This is a genomic window from Bradyrhizobium genosp. SA-3 (genome assembly GCF_004212635.1).
Lineage (GTDB): Bacteria > Pseudomonadota > Alphaproteobacteria > Rhizobiales > Xanthobacteraceae > Bradyrhizobium.
Map to the genome: position 1 here is coordinate 21,680 of NZ_PSRT01000047.1, position 18,577 is coordinate 40,256.

The following is an 18,577-nucleotide window of genomic DNA, read 5'->3' on the forward strand; positions in this document are numbered from 1 at the left end:
GCTATTTTGAAATGTCTTCGGCCTGACAATTCGGTGACAAAGTTTTTCGGGCGGGTGCGGCGTCCATCTTTCGTCGGATGGCCGCCGATGTGATCGTGTTGCAGTGCAACAGAAGCGCGGAGTGACGAAACGGTGCGGCTGGCCTCTCCATCATGATTTCAGAGGATCATCTGAAGCGCATCGCCGCCTGGTCGCGCGAACTCACGGAGGCCGAGATCGAGGTCGCGCGCGCCGGAGTCAGCGAGCGGTCCTACGGCACCGGCGAGACTGTGTTCATGCGCGGCGACAGCTTCGACTATTGGGCCGGCATGGTCTTTGGCCTTGCCCGGATGGGCGGGGTGTCGCGCGACGGCAAGGAGACCAGTCTTGCCGGGCTGACGGCAGGCGCCTGGTTCGGCGAAGGCAGCGTGCTCAAGAACGAGCCGCGACGCTACGACGTGGTCGCGCTGCGCGACAGCCGGGTCGCGCTGATGGAACGCAGCGCCTTCATGTGGTTGTTCGAGAACAGCGTCGGCTTCAACCGCTTCCTGGTCCGCCAGCTCAACGAGCGGCTCGGCCAGTTCATCGGCATGCTCGAGGTCAACCGCACGCTTGACGCCACCGCCCGCCTTGCCCGCAGTATCGCCTCGCTGTTCAACCCGATCCTCTATCCCGAATCGACTGCGCATCTGGAGATCACCCAGGAGGAGATCGGCGCGCTCTCCGGCATGTCCCGCCAGAACGCCAACCGCGCGCTGAACCGGCTGGAGAAAGAGGGGCTGCTGCGGCTGGAATATGGTGGGGTCACCATCCTCGCTATCGAGCGGCTGCGCAGCTACGGGGATTAGCGCGCGTTGGCGGGGGCGTGCACCGGCCAGAGGTCGGCGCGCCAGCGGATCGCGATCGCCAGCATCGCGATGATCCCTGAGGCGGCATAGAGCGATCCCGTCGCGGAATAGCCTATGATGTCGATCAGGCTGCCGGCCGCGAGCAATCCGAGCGGCAGGCCGTAGATCACCATCATGCGGACGCCCATGACGCGACCGCGCAGATGTGCGCTGGCCGTCCGCATCAGGATCACGGCCGCCGAGATCATCGACATGCTCTGCGCAATACCGGCGAGGACGAGGCAGGCCATCGCCACAGGCATGGTCCTGATCTCGACGAACACCAGCAGCATGGCGTACCAGGCCAGTGTCGCGCCGATCAAAAGCCGGGCAATGCGCAATCCGCTGACCAGGCTCAGCGTGATGGAGCCGGTCAGCGAGCCGACGGCGAAGCTCGCCGAGAGATAGCCGAGGCCGGTCTGGTCGGTCTGAAAGATCTCCCGCGCGATGTAGGGCAGCAATCCTCCTGTGAAAGGAAACGCGGTGAGATTGGCCAGGAAGGCGACGCACAGCGCCGCGCGCATTCCCGGGCCGTTCCAGGCGTAGACGATCCCCTCCTTGAGGTCGCCAAATAGTCGGGAAATGGCGTGGCTGTTGGCCGGGAGATCGCTCGTGGTGAGGGTCCTTTTCGGCCGGGTCAGGCAGAGCATGAGCAGCGCAGCCACGAGGTAGAGGCAGGCGATCGCCACATAAACGAGGCCGATGCCGAGGACGGCGAACAGGCCGGCGCCCGTCAATGCTCCGGCGATGCGGGCGCTGTCCTGGGTGGTGCGCGCAACGCTGATGGCGCCGACGAGTTGCTCCGCCGGCATGATCTCGGCAAGCAGCGCCCCCCGGACGCCGAGATCGGAGGGGCGAATCAGGCCCATGATCGCGACGATGATCATGACGCTCAGCGGCGACAAATGACCGGTCAACGCCAGAACCATGATGGTCGACGAGAGCACCATGTAGGCAAGACGCATCGCGACCAGCAGGTCGCGATGACCCATGCGGTCGCCGATCATACCGAATACCGGCGCGACCAGGGTCCCGACGAACTGGAGCGATGCAAGCACGGTGAGCAGCAGCACCGAGCCGGTCTCGACCAGGATGTACCAGCCGAGCACCAGCGTCTCGACCTCGAACGCCCAGGAGGTGAGCAGGTCGGACGGCCACTGGAAGCGATAGTTGCGGATGCGGAATGGCGCGAGCGCGGAAGGTCGTGCGGATGCGCTCAAGATGCGATGACGGGTTTCACGGCGTTTCCCTGCCCTCTTTTATTTGTTCTTCTGTTTGGAAGGGTAGCCCCGGCGATGGCCCTGTCAATTGACGCTACCGCATGCCACCATGCTTTGCCGACGACGTACGGTCCGCCAGTGCGCCCGCAGCATGCTTCGTCGCCCATACTGAGAGGTAGGCTACCGCCGCTTGCTCTTCCGGCGCGCAGAGCCCATTCTGGTCTGCATCCTGGGACCCATTCGGTAGGGACCAGCAGATTGCGCCATCGCGGCTTCCGCGAGGTCTTGAGCCATGAACTGCTCGGGTTGTGGTTTCGAGGTTCAGAGCGGCTTTGCCTTCTGCCCGAAGTGCGGCACGAAGCAGCCGAACGCGTGCCCCGGCTGCGGCTTTCCATGTGCACCGGATTTTGTCTATTGCCCGAAATGCGGCTCCCTCATCAGCGGGGCGACCAACGACGGCGGACAGACATCGGCGCAGACGAGCCCGGCGACACTCCCAATCAGATCGTCTTCGCCACCGCTCCTGCAGACGGCTCAACACGCATTTCGACCGCAGTCGGACAATGTCGATAGCGAAGCAAACCGCCGCACCATCACCGTGCTGTTTGCCGACCTCAGCGGCTTCACTGCGATGAGCGAGCGGCTCGACCCAGAGGTCATGCAGACGCTTCAGAACCAGTTGTTCGAGGAGTTGACGGCCGCGGTGCAGAGCTTTGGCGGCTTCGTGGACAAGTTCATCGGCGATGCGCTGCTCGCACTGTTTGGTGCGCCGACTGCGCACGAGGACGACCCCGAGCGGGCGGTCCGCGCTGCCCTCGACATGATCAGCCGGACGGCGCGCCTCAGCGAGCGCGCGAAGGCCTATGCCGGTTCACCGTTGCAGCTCCATGTCGGCATCAACACCGGCCACGTCGTCGCGGGTGGGTTAGGCGTGGGCGTTGCCAAATCCTATTCGGTGACCGGCGATACCGTGAATACGGCGCAACGATTGCAGTCGATGGCGTCTCCGGACGAGGTGCTGGTCGGGCCGTTGACCCACCGTCTGACGCGGCATGCGTTCGCCTACGACTCGCTCGGCGAGATCTCGCTCAAGGGCAAGATGGGCAGCGTTCTGGTCCATCGTCTGAAGGGACCGCTCGATACGCCCCGCGCGGCACGCGGCCTCGACACGCTGGGCCTCGATGCACCACTGATCGGGCGCGACGCCGAGCTTGCGCGCGTGATCGGCAGCCTTGATCGCGCGTGCGGCGGCGCGGCTCAACTGGTGCGGCTGGTTGGCGAAGCGGGCATTGGGAAAACGCGGCTGGTGAACGAATTCGTCGCCCGCATCCGCGATGAGGATCGCTTCGCAAGCGTGGCGATCCGACGGGCGGTCTGCTCGCCGCTCGGCGAACAATCCTACGGAGCACTCGCCGCCGTGCTGCGTAGCGCCTACGGTATCGCACAGAAGGCGGGAGCCGCGGAGGCAGAGACGAAAGTTGCGGAAGCGCTATTGGAGCTCGGCCTCGCGGCCGAGGAAGCCGACCGCCTGATGCCTCTCTACCTGCACGTTCTTGGCCTTGGCGATCCCAACGCCGTGCTCAGGCACGTCGAACCGGAACAGCTCCGGCGGCAGATCTTTTTCGCGATCCGTACCGTCTTCGAACGCCGCCTCGCCTTGTCGCCGCTTCTCATCATCGTCGAGGATCTGCATTGGGCCGACGCGGTGTCGCTTGAAGCGTTGCGGTTCTTGATGGACCGGCTGGAGCGGACGCGGCTGATGCTGTTGTTTACACATCGGCCAGCGCTGGTGGATCAGTTCGGTTCGAGCAGGATCAGTCACACGACCATTCGGCTGCCTCCGCTTGGCGATGCTGACGGACGAAGGCTGCTCGCGGCGTATTTCAGTCACGGTTGGCGGGAACCGCCGGGACATTTGTTCACCCGAATCCTCGATCGCGCAGGCGGAAATCCGCTTTTCCTCGAGGAGATCATCCGCGGCCTCATCGAAGGCGGGGCCCTGGAGCGTGACGGCGCGCAGTGGCGGATGAAATCGGATGAAGCCGCCGCCGATATTCCAGCAAGCATTCAGGCGTTGTTGCTGGCGCGCCTCGACCGGTTGCCGCATCAGGTGCGCCACGTGGCCCAGGAGGCCGCGGTGATCGGTCCGCGCTTTGATGCGGCTGTTCTCGGTGCGGCAGCAACCGAGCCGGCAAGGGTCGAAGCAGCGCTCGAACTTCTGTGCGACGCCGAGCTCATCGAGGAGGTCGCGGGCTCGAGCTCGATGTCGCTGCGGACCTATCGCTTCACGCAGACCATGCTTCAGGACGTGATCTATCAAAATCTGCTTTTGCAGCGTCGGGTCGAGCTCCATGGACGGATTGGTGCCGCGCTGGAGCGGCGCTATGGCAAAGAGCCCGAGCAGCTCGAAGATCTCATCTTGCTCGGACATCACTTCAGTCTGAGCGCGAGCAAGTCGAGAGGCGCGCGCTATTTGCGCGCGGCCGGCGATCGCGCACGTGCGAGCTATGCCAACGACGATGCCCTCCGTTTCTATCAGCAATCCCTCGCCGTGCTGTCGACCGCCAGCGAACGGGAGCCGGAACGCCTGATCCTGTACGAGCGCGTCGCGGACCTCTGTTGCGTGGCTGGCCGCCGAAGCACAGCCGAGGAGCACTACCAGAGTGCGCTGGAGGGGCACCGCACGGCAGGGGACCGTATCGGCGAGGCGCGCATTCTTCGCAAGCTCGGCCGATTGTTGTGGGACGCCGGCAAGCGCGTCAGGGCAGAGGAGCGCTATGCCGAGGCGGCAGAACGGCTCGGCGGGACCGACGCGCCGATCGAGTGGGCGCACCTCCTCCAGGAGCGCGGCCGTCTCGCGTTTCGTGTGGGCGATCACGTCGCCGCCGCGCGGTGGGCCGACGAGGCGCTGGGCCACGCGCGGTCCGTGCCGGCGAACGCGGACGAGCAAGCGGGTCTCGAGGCGGCGCGCGCCATTGCGGAGGCGCTCAACACCAAGGCGGTTGCGCTGGCGCGGCTTGGGCGACACCAGGAGGCGGTGAAGGAGGTGGAGCAAAGTGTCGCGGCAGCCGAGGCCGCCGGCCTCCTCAACGTGGCGTGCCGCGGCTACACCAACCTTGGCGTGCTCTACACGATCGTCGACCCGGCGCAAGCCATGGCGGTTTGCCGGCGCGGCCTCGATGTCGCGAATCGTATCGGCGATCTCGGCTTCCAGGCGCGCCTTCTGGCCAACCTTGCCGTCGCCTGTTGCACCTTCACGGACAGATGTACTGAGGAGGGGGTGCCGGCTGCCGAAAAGGCGATCGAGATCGACCGCGCGCTCGATCAGCGCGAGCATCTCCCGGTACCCCTCATCGTGCTCGGGCAGATCCATCAGTGCCATTTCCGCCCCGACATGGCCGCGCGCTGCTACAACGAGGCCATCGAGGTGGCGAGCGAGACCGGCGAGCCGCAGCAGCTGTTTCCATGCTATGATGGTCTTGCGACACTGAACCTTGATCGAGGCGACATGCCCGAGGCCGAGCGGTATTTCGCGCTGGCCCATGATGTCTGCGCCCGGCACGGGCTCGATCCCGCAGGGCTGATCGTACTGCCGTTCCTTGACTAGCCAATGTGAGGGAGTTCAACCATGTCAGACCGTCATGTAGATGGAACACTTCAGCCGGGCGATCGCGCACCGAACATCGTCCTGGACGCCATCACACGCGAAGGAAAGATCGCGCTCGAGGATTATCGCGGGCATAGTCCCATACTGGTGGGCCTGTTTCGTGGCCTGCACTGTCCGTTCTGCCGGCGCCATATCGCGGCGCAGGCGCAGCTTGATGGCGCGCTGCGCGGGAAGGGGATCGAAAGTCTCACGGTCGTCAACACGCCGATCGACCGCGCGCGGCTCTATTTCCGCTATCATCCATTGCCCAATCTGCTCGCCGCGTCCGACCCCGATCGGGTCTCGCACCGCGCATTCGGCCTGCCCAATATCGAGTTCACGGAGAACGAAACCGAGTGGCCACGCAAAGTGGGCATGGACGCGGTCATGAGCATGCAAGTGGACATGCCCGGCGAGTTGCCCGGCCCGATGAACCGGCCGGCAGCCGCGGAGTACCTCAACAACAAAGACGGTTACGAGATGACCGAAGCCGACCAGCGTATGGCGGCAACAGGCACGGGGCAGCTGTTTGGCCAGTTCCTGCTCGACCGGGAAGGGATCGTGCGCTGGACGTTCACCGAGGTTCCCGGCGGCGGCCAGCGCATGTTCGGAGCGCCGAGCCCACAGGAGCTGATGTCGGCCGCCTCGCAGGTGGCAGGCTAGGCATCTTGGCGATCAACCCGCCACCCTCGGTCGTTTCTCGGCGAGCGCCGCAGCCATCGCCGAGATCAGCGGGCGCATGAAATAATGATCTTCCACCGGCGAGACGTCAGTGCGCAATCCGTGCGCGGCGAGCTCGCCTGAGACCGCCGGGCCGACTGAAGCAATCAGCGTCCGTTCGAGCCCAGCGCGAAGGCGTGCCTCGCTGCCATGCGCCTTCGCGGCCTCGAACAGTCGGCGGACCTGGCCGAGATTGGTCAGCGCGATGGAATCGATCCGCCCTTCGGCCATTTCGTCGATCGCGGCGACGATGTTGGCATCTGCCGCCTTGGAATCGTAGACATAGGGCAGGACGGTATCGACCTCGGCGCCTTGCGCGACGAGCGCGCCGGTCAGCGCGCTGTGGTCCTTGTCCGGATAGAGCTGCAGACCGAGACGGTGGCCCTTCAGGTCGAGCCCGCCCAGCATCTCGATCACGCCCTCGGTGGTCGGCTTCTCCGTGGTCTGCTGCGCGTCGAGGCCAACCTCGCGCAGCGCTCTGCCGGGCTTCGGGCCGCGGGTGAATTTTCGCGATTTGGCGAGCGCTGCCACGAGAGCCTGATCGAGGCCGCGGGCGCCGGCGAGCTTCATGATCCGGCGCAGGCCCTCGCCGGTCATCAGCACGAGGTCGTCGAAAGGCTTGTCGATGGCGCGGCGGATCCAGGCCTCGACCGGCGCCGGGTCCGGCGCATCGTGAATGGTGAACATCGGGCACTGCACGACCTCGGCGCCTTGCTCGGCCAGAAGCTTCGCAAACTGCGCCTCCTCACGCGTTTCCAGGATCAGGATGCGGGTGCCGTTCAAGCGGTCGGCCATGGGCGTGCTCCGGTCAAAATCGCAATGGTGCGTTCATCCTGACTCTGCGCCCGGGATTGGCGCAAGAGTGGGTCGGTGCTAGAGCGGGGCGCAAATCGCGTGTTGTTCCGTTTCGTTTGCCCAAACCTTCATCAAGAGTCATGCCCTATCATCAATATGTCCTGATCCTGTCCTGTCCGGATCGCCCCGGCATCGTCTCGGCGGTGTCGACGTTCCTGGCCCACAACGGGCAGAACATTCTCGACGCCCAGCAGTTCGATGACGTCGAGACCAAGAAATTCTTCATGCGCGTGGTGTTCACCGCGGCCGATCTCGCCGTGGAACTGTCGGCGCTCCAGACCGGCTTTGCCGCGATCGCTGAACGTTTCGGCATGGAATGGCAGATGCGCGACCGCGCCGCGCATCGCAAGGTGATGCTGCTGGTGTCGAAGTCCGACCACTGCCTGGTTGATATCCTCTATCGCTGGCGCACCGGCGAATTGCCGATGATCCCCACCGCGATCGTCTCCAACCATCCGCGCGAGGTCTATGCCGGGCTCGATTTCGGCGGCATCCCGTTCCACCACCTGCCTGTGACCAAGGAGACCAAGCGCGAGCAGGAAGCGCAGATCCTCGACCTCGTCGCCAGCACGGGCACCGATCTCGTCGTGCTCGCCCGCTACATGCAGATCCTGTCCGACGATCTCTCGGCAAAACTGTCGGGGCGCTGCATCAACATTCATCACTCGTTTCTGCCGGGGTTCAAGGGTGCAAAGCCGTATCACCAGGCCCATGAGCGCGGCGTCAAGCTGATCGGCGCCACCGCGCATTACGTCACGCGCGATCTCGATGAGGGCCCGATCATCGACCAGGACGTCGAGCGCATCAGCCATCGCGATATGCCGGAGGATCTGGTCCGCAAGGGCCGCGACATCGAGCGCCGCGTGCTCGCCCGCGCGATCCGCTACCATCTTAACGACCGCGTCATTCTCAATGGCCGCAAGACCGTGGTGTTCGTGGATTGAGTTGTTCACCTCTCTCCGCGTGCGGGGAGAGGGGGCGCACAATCTTAACGCACCGCGTTGCCCGACGTTGTCCCCGTCGCGCCCTTCTGCGCCTGCTCTTCCTTTTCGCGATCGGCTGCCGGCAGCAGCCGCTTGCGTTCGCGCTCCTTCATGTAGGCGTCGTATTGCGGCGTGCCCGGTCGGGGCGGGGCGTCGGCCGGCAGGCCACCGGCCCATTGCGGGACGTAGTCGCCCATGCCGGCGGAGAGCTTTTCGTTGACCGTGCCGCAGCCTGCAAGGTTCGAAGCCAGCAGAGCGACGACGGCAGCGATCGAAAGCGAACGGAAACGCATGAGCATCTTCTAGTTCGTGCCCGATTGGGCACGTGTGATGGGACGCCGAACGGGCGCGAGCGGCGGACTGTAGTCCTCAATAAGCAAAATTGGCTTATTCGAAGACAGATTCTTTTGTATACATGAAGGTATTATAATAGGTCTATTTTGCACTTGAGAGAGCGTCTTAGCTGGTATGGTATACATAACGTATTCATAAGCTAGGAGATCAGCCGGCATAACCGTGAGGGTTCAACGGCAAAGGCATTCGGGGATGTTCGAATTCTGCAAATGAGAGGCGGAATTCTCCATCACGCTGCCGTAGCGCCTCTTAGAGTGCCGCATCAAATTCGCGGCAAACTGGCTTGAGCAACGAAGGGCTTTTTCGTTGACAAGACCATTTTATTTGTACAATCGTACAAATCTCTCCGGCTGTCGTCGAAAAGACCGCGCGCTTGCGCCGAATGGTCGCCCAACGTCCGATTGACAACGGGGTTGCAGAGGACGCCATGTGGCCGCACGGCATGGCTTGTCCGCGAGTTAAAGCGCGGCAAGGACCGGGCACTCGGTTCAGGGCACAAAAGTCAGGAATTAAGGGGAGGGAGATCTGATGTTCGTACGCAAACCATTTTCTTGGGCCGCCGCGGTGGCTGCCATCTCGGGCCTTGCTGCCATTGCTCCGGCCAAGGCCGAGGACGCCGTCAAGGTCGGCCTGATTCTGCCGATGACCGGCGGCCAGGCCTCGACCGGCAAGCAGATCGAGAACGCGATCAAGCTCTACATGCAGCAGAAGGGCGACACCGTCGCCGGTAAGAAGATCGAGATCATCCTCAAGGACGATGCCGCGATTCCCGACAAGACCAAGACCGCCGCGCAAGAGTTGATCGTCAACGACAAGGTCAACTTCATCGCCGGCTTCGGCGTGACGCCCGCCGCGCTCGCGGCCGCGCCGCTCGCAACGCAAGCCAAGATCCCGGAAGTCGTCATGGCGGCCGGCACCTCCATCATTACCGAGCGTTCGCCCTACATCGTGCGCACCAGCTTCACGCTGGCGCAGTCCTCCACCATCATCGGCGACTGGGCGGTGAAGAACGGCATCAAGAAGGTGGCGACGCTGACCTCGGACTACGCGCCGGGCAATGACGCGCTGAACTTCTTCAAGCAGCATTTCACCGCCGGCGGCGGCGAAGTGGTCGAAGAGGTCAAGGTGCCCTTGCAAAACCCTGATTTCGCGCCGTTCCTCCAGCGCATGAAGGACGCCAAGCCTGACGCGATCTTCGTGTTCGTGCCGGCGGGGCAGGGTGGCAACTTCATGAAGCAGTATGCCGAGCGTGGTCTCGACAAGGCCGGCATCAAGGTGATCGGACCAGGCGACGTCACCGATGACGACCTTCTCAACAACATGGGCGACGCCGTGCTCGGCACGGTCACCGCGCATCTCTACTCCGCGGCCCATTCCTCGCAGATGAACAAGGATTTTGTCGCCGCCTACAAGAAGGCGTTCGGCAACCGTCCGGGCTTCATGGCCGTGAGCGGGTATGACGGCATGCACCTGATCTACGAAGCGCTGAAGAAGACCGGTGGCGATACCAACGGCGACAAGCTGATCGGAGCCATGAAGGGCCAAAAGTGGGAGAGCCCGCGCGGCCCGATCTCGATCGACCCCGAGACCCGCGACATCGTGCAGAACATCTATATCCGCAAGGTCGAGAAGGTCGACGGCGAACTCTACAATGTCGAGTTCGCGACCTTCGAGGCCGTCAAGGATCTCGGCAAGACCAAGAAGTGACGCGCGAAAGCGCGTCATCCTTGAGGCTCACCTCTCCCGCTTGCGGGAGAGGTCGGCGCAGAGCGCCGTCGGGAGTCTCTCAGTGGAAAGACCCTCTCCCCAACCCTCTCCCGCAAGCGGGAGAGGGAGCGCAGCATGGCCCTTGGCCACACTTGAGATGACTTTCGACCCCCGATGACCGCAATCCTCACCAACCTGTTCGATGGCGTTGCCTACGGCATGCTGTTGTTCGTGCTCGCCTGCGGGCTCGCGGTCACGCTCGGCCTGATGAACTTCGTCAACCTCGCCCATGGCGCCTTCGCCATGGCCGGGGGCTATGTCTGCATGGTGCTGGTCAACCGGATGGGCTGGCCGTTCTTCGCCGCGCTGCCGCTCGCCTTCGTCTCCGCAGCCGCGATCGGCATTGCGCTCGAACGCACGCTCTACCGCCACCTCTATGCGCGCAGCCATCTCGACCAGGTGCTGTTCACGATCGGCCTGACCTTCATGTCGGTGGCGGCGGTGGACTACATTCAGGGTTCCTCGCGCGTCTTCATCAATTTGCCCGCTGCGCTCCAGGGCCAGTTCGACGTGTTCGGCGTCGGCATCGGCCGCTACCGGCTGATGATCATCGTGATCTGCGGTCTGCTCACCATCGGCCTGCAGATGGTGCTGGCCAAGACCCGCTTCGGCAGCCGCCTCCGCGCCGCAGTCGACGATCCCCGTGCCGCGAGCGGGCTCGGCATCAACGTGCCGCAAGTGTTCGCCTTCACCTTCGCTTTTGGCTGCGGGCTCGCCGGCCTCGGCGGCGCGCTGAGCGCCGAGATCCTCGGCCTCGATCCGTACTTTCCGCTGAAATTCATGATCTACTTCCTGATCGTGGTCACCGTCGGCGGTTCGTCCTCGATCACCGGGCCGTTCCTGGCCTCGCTCCTGCTCGGCATCGGCGACGTCGCCGGAAAATATTACGTGCCGAAGATGGGCCCCTTCGTGATCTACACCATGATGATCGTGATCCTGATCTGGCGCCCGAACGGCCTGTTCGGCCGCACGGCCGCGCGTTGAGTCCGCCGATGAGCGCTTCCTCCGACGTCGGCTATCACGCCCAGCGCCAAGCGCGCTGGCACTATGGCGAAGTCGCCTTCTGGCTCATCGTGCTGGCCTGCGGCTTCGCCTTTCCCACGCGCTATCTGATCATGACCGACATCCTGCGGCTGGCGCTGTTCACGATGTCGCTCGATCTCATCCTCGGCTATGCCGGAATCGTCTCGCTCGGCCATGCCGCCTTCTTCGGCGTCGGCGCCTACGCGGCGGGACTTCTCGCGCTGCACGGCATCATCAAAGAGCCCGTGCTGGCGCTGATCGTCGCCGGCCTTGCGGCGATGGTGCTTGGTTTTGCCACCAGCTTCCTGGTGATCCGCGGCGTCGACCTGACGCGTTTGATGGTGACGCTCGGCATCGCCCTGCTGCTGGAAGCGCTGGCCGAACGCTTCTCCAACATCACCGGTGGCACCGACGGCCTGCAAGGCATCGAGATGCAGCCGATCTTCGGCGAGATCCCCTTCGACATGTTCGGTAAAGCCGGCTTCTTCTACTCGCTGGCCGTGCTGTTCCTCCTCTTCCTGCTCGCCCGCCGCGTCGTGCATTCGCCCTTCGGCCTGTCGCTGCGTGCGATCAAGAACAATCCGCTGCGGGCCGCCGCCATCGGCATCCCGGTCAACCGCCGCCTGATCGCGATCTACACGCTGGCGGCGTTCTATGCCGGCATCGCAGGCGCGCTGTTCACTCAGACCACCGCGATCGCTTCGCTCGACGTGTTCGCGTTCGAGCGCTCCGCCGATCTGATGCTGGTGCTGGTCATCGGCGGCACCGGCTATCTCTATGGCGGGCTGATCGGCGCGGTGGTGTTCCGTATGCTCCAGGAATTGTTTTCCACCATCACCCCGCAATACTGGCAGTTCTGGATCGGCCTCGTGCTTGTCGTGATCGTGCTGGTCGGCCGCCAGCGCCTGCACCGCTGGGTGCTCTATGTGCCCAACCTGATCATCAGGCAGGTGGCCGGGCGCAAGGCCGTCGTCGCCGTGCCGGAGAGCGACGCATGACCATCGCGCTCGAAACGAAGAATCTCGAAAAGCAGTTCGGCGGCCTGCGCGTTACGCGCGACCTGTCCTTGAAGATCGAGCAGGGCGCCCGCCATGCCCTGATCGGCCCGAACGGCGCCGGCAAGACCACGGTCATCAACCAGCTCACCGGCGTCCTCAAGCCGAACTCGGGCCGCATCCTGCTCGAAGGTCAGGACATCACCGATCTGCCCGTGCACAAGCGCGTGCTGCGCGGCCTGTCGCGCACGTTCCAGATCAACCAGCTCTATCCCGACCTGACCCCGCTCGAGATCATCGGCCTTGCCGTCTCCGAGCGCCTCGGCCATGGCGGCGACTGGTGGAGGCGGATGGGGACACGCAGCGACGTCAACGGCGAAGTCGCCGATCTGCTGACGCGCTTCCATCTGCTCGACGTCATGAACGAGCAGACCGTGACGCTGCCTTACGGCAAGCAGCGTCTGCTCGAGATCGCGGTGGCGATCGCGGCCAAGCCCCGCGTGCTGCTGCTCGACGAGCCCGCCGCCGGCGTGCCCGAGAGCGAGCGCCATGACATTCTCGCGGTCGTCGGCGCACTGCCGCGCGACGTTACCGTGCTCCTGATCGAGCACGACATGGACCTCGTCTTCTCCTTTGCCGACCGCATCTCGGTGCTGGTCTCCGGCGCGCTGCTCACGGAGGGGCCGCCCGAACAGGTCGCGCGCGATCCGCAGGTCAAGGCGGTCTATCTTGGCGAGGAGGCGGTCAATGTCTGACCTGCTCGCGATCAACTCCCTTCGCGCCGGCTATGGCGAGGCGGTGGTGCTGCCCAACATGTCGCTGTGCCTCGCCGAGGGGCAGGTGCTGGCGCTGCTCGGCCGCAACGGCACCGGCAAGACCACGCTGATCAATTCCATCGTCGGCGTCACCCGCCGCTTCTCGGGGTCGGTCGCGCTTGCCGGCGCGGATGTCACCTCGCTCCGGCCTGACCAGCGCGCGCGTGCCGGCATCGGCTGGGTGCCGCAGGAGCGCAACATCTTCCGCTCGCTTACGGTGGAAGAGAACATGACCGCGGTGGCGCAGCCCGGCCCCTGGACGGTCGAGAAGGTCTACGAGATGTTCCCGCGGCTGAAGGAGCGGCGGAGCAATTTTGGCAACCAGCTCTCCGGCGGCGAGCAACAGATGCTGGCGATCGGCCGCGCGCTGACACTCAATCCGAAAGTCCTGCTGCTGGACGAGCCGACCGAGGGCCTCGCCCCCATCATCGTCGAGGAACTGCTCAAGGCGATCGGCACCATCACCCGGGCGGGCGGCATCTGCTCGATCATCGTCGAGCAGAATGCCCAAAAGATTCTGGGGCTGGCCGACCGCGTCGTGATATTGGAGCGCGGAACGATCGTCCACGACGCCCCGAGCGCCGCCCTGAAGGCCGACCCATCCGTCCTGGAGCGCCACCTCAGCGTCGCCGGAGCGGCCACCCATTGATCTTCGCCTCTCCCCGCAGGCGGGGAGAGGGAGTACAACTTGCGCCACTGAAATTTCGGGAGAGATAACAATGCAGCGAACCAAAGCCCCCTTCCGCGCCGACGAGGTCGGCAGCCTTCTGCGTCCCGCCAAGATCAAGGAAGCCCGCAGCCGTCTGGAGAAGGGCGAGATCTCGGCCGACGATCTGCGCAAGATCGAGGACATGGAGATCGAGAAGGTCGTGCACAAGCAGGCTTCGATCGGGCTGAAGCTTGCGACCGACGGCGAATTCCGTCGCTCCTGGTGGCACTTCGACTTCCTGGCCAAGCTCACCGGCTGCGAGCTGTTCCACCCCGACACCGGCATTCAGTTCGCGGGCGTTCAGACCCGGCACGACGCAGTGCGCGTGATCGGCAAGCTCGACTTCCCCAACAACCACCCGATGCTGGATCACTTCCGCTTCCTGAAGAAGTATGCCGACCAGGCCCACGTCACCGCCAAGATGACGATCCCGTCGCCGGCGGTGCTGCACTTCCGCGGCGGTCGCAAGTCGATCTCCAAGGACGTCTATCCCGATCTCGACGCCTTCTACGAGGACCTCGGCAAGACCTATCGCAAGGCCGTGAAGGCGTTCTACGACGCCGGTTGCCGCTATCTCCAATTCGACGACACCGTCTGGGCCTATCTCTGCTCGCAGGACGAACTGCAGAAGGCGCGCGAGCGCGGCGACAATCCCGAGGGCCTGCAGCAGATCTATGCCCGTATCATCAACTACGCGCTGGCTGAGAAGCCCGCCGACATGGTGGTGACGACGCATGTCTGCCGCGGCAATTTCCGCTCGACCTGGATCTCCTCGGGCGGCTACGAGCCGGTCGCCGAGACCCTGCTCGCCGGCACCAATTACGACGGCTATTTCCTCGAATACGACAGCGATCGCGCCGGCGGCTTCGAGCCGCTGCGCTTCCTGCCCAAGGGCAACAAGGTCGTCGTGGTCGGCGTCATCACCTCGAAGTTCGGCGAGCTCGAGAAGAAGGATGACATCAAGCGCCGCCTGGAAGAAGCCGCTAAGTTTGCCCCGCTGGAGCAGCTCGCGCTGTCGCCGCAATGCGGCTTCGCTTCGACGGAAGAGGGCAACATCCTCTCCGAGGAAGAGCAGTGGGCCAAGCTCAGCCTTGCGGTGGAAATCGCGAAGGAAGTGTGGGGCAAGTAAGGCGTAGCGTCATTCCGCTGCGCATGAGGCTGAAAGGCCTCACCACTTTCTCGGTGTCGTCCCGGCGAAGGCCGGGACCCATACGCCGAGTGCAAGTTGCAGCGCGAGCGTGCTAACGGTCTTCGTCAAACCACTTCCTGTGGTTATGGGTCCCGGCCTTCGCCGGGACGACACTGAGTTTGACGCGCGGTCTTCGCCTCACAGCCCAGCCCGCTCCGCCCTCACTTCGCCGCCAGATAGACCTCGCCCAGCAGCGACGAATTCGACCACGGCACCTGCTTGTTCTTCGTGGTCGAGACCACCTCGGCCCGGACCCGTGTCAGCATCTGCTGCACCTCCAGCCCGGGCGTGCCGATGTGGCGCGACAGCGCGGCGGAGAACGGTGAGTTCGCGCCTTCGCCGTCGAGCGCGACCTGGCCCGGCGCGGTCGCGTACGCGATCAGCGTGCCGGCTCCCAACGTCGCGCCGGTGCCCAGACTCGTTGGAGCTGCGAGGCCCGGGGCACCCTCGATGCCGCGATTGCCGCCGACGGATGCAACCTGCTGCGCCATCGGATTGTTGCGGCAGGCGTCGAAGATCAGGATGTTGGTGCGGACCTGGTCGTCGAGGCCGGCCATGATCGTATCAGTCTCGATCATCGCCTCCGTCATGTTGGCGCCCGGCTTGAGCTCGACGTCGACGGGAATGAGATAGTTGCGGCCGTCGACCTGCACGCCATGGCCGGCATAGTAGACCACCGCGACCTGCGCCCGCGCCGCCTCGCGCAAGAAGTCGCGCGTCACCTTCTGCATCGCGGCGCGGTCGAGGTCAATGCCCTCGGACACGGTGAAGCCGATGTCGCGCAGGCTCTTGGCGATGGCGCGCGCATCGTTGGGTGGATTGGGCAGCGCCTTGACATGCGCATAGGCGCCATTGCCGATCACCAGCGCCATGCGCTTGCCGGGGGCGACCGGTGCGGGCGTCGGCGCCGGCCCCGCCTGCTGCGGAGCTGGATCGGTCGGCTGCGTCGTCGGTGACGGCGCATCGCGCGGGATCGGCGCGCTCGCATCCGTCAGCAGCGACAGCCGCACCTTCGCGGTGGCCTGGTTGGCCTTGCTGCCGGCATCCGAAGCCACGATCGCCAGCGTCGCCTTGTAGTCGTCCTTCGCGTGCGCATAGTCGCCCTTGGCCTCATAGGCGAGCGCGCGATGGATGTAGCCGGAGATCGGCACGCTGTTGGGCGGCGTCATGATGTTGACCGGCGGCCGTTCCTTGGCGAGCCGGATCGCTTCGCTGCCATCGGCGATGGCGCGATCGAGATCGCCCTTGGCGCGCCAGATCGCGGTGCGGTTGATCCGCGGCTGCGGCAGCGTCGGATCGAGCCGGATCGCCTGATTGATGTCCGCGAGCGCGCCGTCGAGATCGCCGAGCGCCTCTTTCGAGATGCCACGGTTCTGGAACGAGAACGCCGATTTCGGATCGGCCTTGATCGACATGTCGTAATCGGCAATGGCCTTGGCATAGTCGCGCTTGCCGCGCCAGGCATTGCCGCGATTGTGGAAGATGATGCCGCTGGGCGGGCCGAGCTTCAGCGCGTCGTCGAAATCCGCGATCGCGATCTCGTACTCGCCCTTGTCGTAATAGGCCGATCCCCGCAAGTTGTAGACCGCCTGGCTCGGCTGGAGCCGGATCGCTTCCGTGGCATCAGTGATGACCTTGGCGTACTCGCCCTTCTTGTTCCACCCGACCGCACGCCAGAAGTAGACCGTTGCGAGCTGCTCGGCCCTGAACACTTTCAGCGCGATGATCTTGGTGCAGGCGTCGACCATCTGGTCCGCGGGCGTAGTCTCGGTGGTGCAGAGCGGGCCGAGCTGATTGCGGGCCTGGGCGAAGGCGGGCCCGGACCACGGCGCGACGATGAGCAGGCAGAGCGCGACGAGCGGGCGGCGCATGGCGATATCTCGTGAGAGGAGAAGCGCTTGTTTGTTGCCCGGCGGGGCGCAGGGGTTCACGGGCTCCCGCCCTGGCGCGCGGCCAACCGAGGCGCCTCAATCCACTATTCCCTGAGTGGGCAGAATTTGCTAGGACGCTGGACCCAATCCGTCTGCCCACCGCGTCCCACCGATGAAAAACGACGAAATCCTAAGCCAGATCACCGAGTTCTGCCGCAAGGCGGGCATGGCGGAATCGACCTTCGGTCGGCGCGCGGTGAACGATGGGAAGCTGGTGCATCGCCTGCGCGAGGGAAAGCGCATCACCATCGACACGCTGGAGCGGATCCAGGCCTATATGGCCGCATCGATGGCCGGCGGCGTGCCGCCGCCACGGGGACTTCAGGTGCCGCCGGAAAAGCGCGACCCGCGCGGCAATTTCCGCTTCTTCGAGAACCGCCAGAAATACCTGCTGTTCGTCCACACCTGCAGCGAGAAGCGGGTGATCGCAGATAGGGTCGCCTTGGAGCTAAGCTCCATCCATCCGCGCCCGCCGGCGCTACGCCTGTTCGACGCGGGCGTGGGCGACGGCACAGTGCTTGCGCGGGTGCTGCGCGCCACGCACCAGCGCTTTCCCAACATGCCGTTTTATGTCGCCGGTAAGGAGCTCAGTCTCGAGGACCTGCGCCTGACGCTGGAGAAGGTGCCCGACCGCATTTTCGAGCATCCGGCGTCGGTGTTCGTCTTCACCAACATGTTCTACGCGGAGGCGCCCTGGCTGACGCCGGCATCGCCTGCGGCGGCGGCGGCCACCGTCTGGCATGAGGTGCCGCTGCGCGGCGCTTCATCGGGCGAGTTCGAGCAGCAGATCGCGGAACTGCGGCCATTCTTGGAGCAGAACTGGCGCGCCGCGATCAGCCCACGCACGGCCATGCCGCTCTACGAGCGGCCCGTCGTCCTCGTGCTCTATCGCGAAGACCACAGGTTTCTCTTGGATTCGACCATCCCGCGGCCGGGCCAGACTGAGGCCAATTTCGACCTCGTCATCGCATCGCAGCCCTATCGCGCCCTGTCCTCGGTCAATTTCCGGGCCAAGCGGATCATTGCACCCTTGGCGCGGGCGCTCCGGCCTGGCGGCAGGCTGATCGGAATCCACTCCCACGGCCAGGATCCGGGCATGGAAATGATCCAGGCGATCTGGCCTGGAGAAAATCCTTTCTCAGTCAGCCGTCATGAGCTACTGCGTGCGGTTAAGTATGAACTTGGATCGGTGGGCCGCGACTTAAATTTTAATGCTTACGCGGATAACCGTTCGATCTTCAGGTATGATATGGAAGCGCTGCCCAACGAGGTCACCGGCACCATCGGTACCTCGACGGCCTTTGCAGCGTGGAATGCGGCGGTGTATGTCGCTCAGATTGAGGACGACCGGTTGACAGAAATGACTCAAAACGGCCGCACTCTGGATGCCGCCAGGGACGTGCTGCGCAAGTACAATGGGCTCTGGTTTCTCGACGAATCCTACGTCATCTCGCGTCGGCGTGATTGACATCATCAAAAGTAAACATCGCAAACGCCCGCCGGC

At 64.4% G+C, this 18,577-nt stretch carries 15 protein-coding genes; 11 read left to right on the forward strand and 4 right to left on the reverse strand.

Going from position 1 to position 18,577, the window contains the following annotated elements:
- Positions 1-152: 152 nt before the first annotated feature.
- The gene (locus CWO91_RS18135; protein WP_091891868.1) at positions 153-827 is read left to right on the forward strand and encodes a Crp/Fnr family transcriptional regulator; all 675 of its coding nucleotides are present in this window, start codon (positions 153-155) and stop codon (positions 825-827) included.
- On the opposite strand, the gene CWO91_RS18140 is transcribed toward CWO91_RS18135, so the two are convergent.
- Complete coding sequence (locus CWO91_RS18140) at positions 824-2,086, reverse strand: MFS transporter (protein WP_130214940.1); 1,263 nt, start codon at positions 2,084-2,086, stop codon at positions 824-826. The two genes, CWO91_RS18135 and CWO91_RS18140, sit on opposite strands and share 4 nt — an antisense overlap.
- A gap of 292 nt (positions 2,087-2,378) precedes the next feature.
- Between CWO91_RS18140 and CWO91_RS18145 the strand changes: the two genes are divergently transcribed.
- Positions 2,379-5,693, forward strand: coding sequence for an adenylate/guanylate cyclase domain-containing protein (locus CWO91_RS18145; RefSeq protein ID WP_130214941.1), 3,315 nt, complete (start codon positions 2,379-2,381; stop codon positions 5,691-5,693).
- A 21-nt stretch (positions 5,694-5,714) separates the two neighbouring features.
- Positions 5,715-6,395, forward strand: a complete 681-nt coding sequence (locus CWO91_RS18150; RefSeq protein ID WP_130214943.1) for a peroxiredoxin-like family protein — start codon at positions 5,715-5,717, stop codon at positions 6,393-6,395.
- Between the two features lie 12 nt (positions 6,396-6,407).
- On the opposite strand, the gene CWO91_RS18155 is transcribed toward CWO91_RS18150, so the two are convergent.
- Positions 6,408-7,247, reverse strand: a complete 840-nt coding sequence (locus CWO91_RS18155) for a uroporphyrinogen-III synthase (protein ID WP_130214945.1) — start codon at positions 7,245-7,247, stop codon at positions 6,408-6,410.
- Positions 7,248-7,387: 140 nt separating this feature from the next.
- Here CWO91_RS18155 and purU point away from each other — a divergent pair, with 140 nt between their 5' ends.
- On the forward strand, positions 7,388-8,251 hold the full coding sequence (gene purU, locus CWO91_RS18160; protein ID WP_130214947.1) for a formyltetrahydrofolate deformylase: 864 nt from the start codon (positions 7,388-7,390) through the stop codon (positions 8,249-8,251).
- Positions 8,252-8,295: 44 nt separating this feature from the next.
- On the opposite strand, the gene CWO91_RS18165 is transcribed toward purU, so the two are convergent.
- Positions 8,296-8,589: a hypothetical protein gene (locus CWO91_RS18165; RefSeq protein WP_128944970.1), complete on the reverse strand. Its 294-nt coding sequence runs from the start codon at positions 8,587-8,589 to the stop codon at positions 8,296-8,298.
- Positions 8,590-9,172: 583 nt separating this feature from the next.
- Between CWO91_RS18165 and CWO91_RS18170 the strand changes: the two genes are divergently transcribed.
- From CWO91_RS18170 to CWO91_RS18195, 6 genes are all read left to right on the forward strand, one after another.
- The gene (locus CWO91_RS18170) at positions 9,173-10,351 is read left to right on the forward strand and encodes an ABC transporter substrate-binding protein (RefSeq protein WP_130214949.1); all 1,179 of its coding nucleotides are present in this window, start codon (positions 9,173-9,175) and stop codon (positions 10,349-10,351) included.
- Between the two features lie 174 nt (positions 10,352-10,525).
- On the forward strand, positions 10,526-11,395 hold the full coding sequence (locus CWO91_RS18175) for a branched-chain amino acid ABC transporter permease (protein WP_128938838.1): 870 nt from the start codon (positions 10,526-10,528) through the stop codon (positions 11,393-11,395).
- Positions 11,396-11,403: 8 nt separating this feature from the next.
- Complete coding sequence (locus CWO91_RS18180) at positions 11,404-12,432, forward strand: branched-chain amino acid ABC transporter permease (RefSeq protein WP_130214951.1); 1,029 nt, start codon at positions 11,404-11,406, stop codon at positions 12,430-12,432.
- On the forward strand, positions 12,429-13,184 hold the full coding sequence (locus tag CWO91_RS18185; RefSeq protein ID WP_130214953.1) for an ABC transporter ATP-binding protein: 756 nt from the start codon (positions 12,429-12,431) through the stop codon (positions 13,182-13,184). The genes CWO91_RS18180 and CWO91_RS18185 overlap by 4 nt, the downstream gene beginning before the upstream one ends.
- On the forward strand, positions 13,177-13,893 hold the full coding sequence (locus CWO91_RS18190; protein ID WP_130214955.1) for an ABC transporter ATP-binding protein: 717 nt from the start codon (positions 13,177-13,179) through the stop codon (positions 13,891-13,893). The genes CWO91_RS18185 and CWO91_RS18190 overlap by 8 nt, the downstream gene beginning before the upstream one ends.
- A gap of 70 nt (positions 13,894-13,963) precedes the next feature.
- The gene (locus CWO91_RS18195; protein WP_130214957.1) at positions 13,964-15,082 is read left to right on the forward strand and encodes a cobalamin-independent methionine synthase II family protein; all 1,119 of its coding nucleotides are present in this window, start codon (positions 13,964-13,966) and stop codon (positions 15,080-15,082) included.
- A gap of 221 nt (positions 15,083-15,303) precedes the next feature.
- Here the strand turns inward: CWO91_RS18195 and CWO91_RS18200 are convergent, their stop codons facing one another.
- Complete coding sequence (locus CWO91_RS18200) at positions 15,304-17,013, reverse strand: caspase family protein (protein ID WP_130214959.1); 1,710 nt, start codon at positions 17,011-17,013, stop codon at positions 15,304-15,306.
- Positions 17,014-17,185: 172 nt separating this feature from the next.
- On the opposite strand from CWO91_RS18200, the gene CWO91_RS18205 reads away from it, so the two are divergent.
- A complete protein-coding gene (locus tag CWO91_RS18205) occupies positions 17,186-18,541 on the forward strand; it encodes a hypothetical protein (RefSeq protein WP_128938832.1) in 1,356 nt (451 codons plus the stop codon).
- The last annotated feature ends 36 nt before the right edge of the window (positions 18,542-18,577 follow it).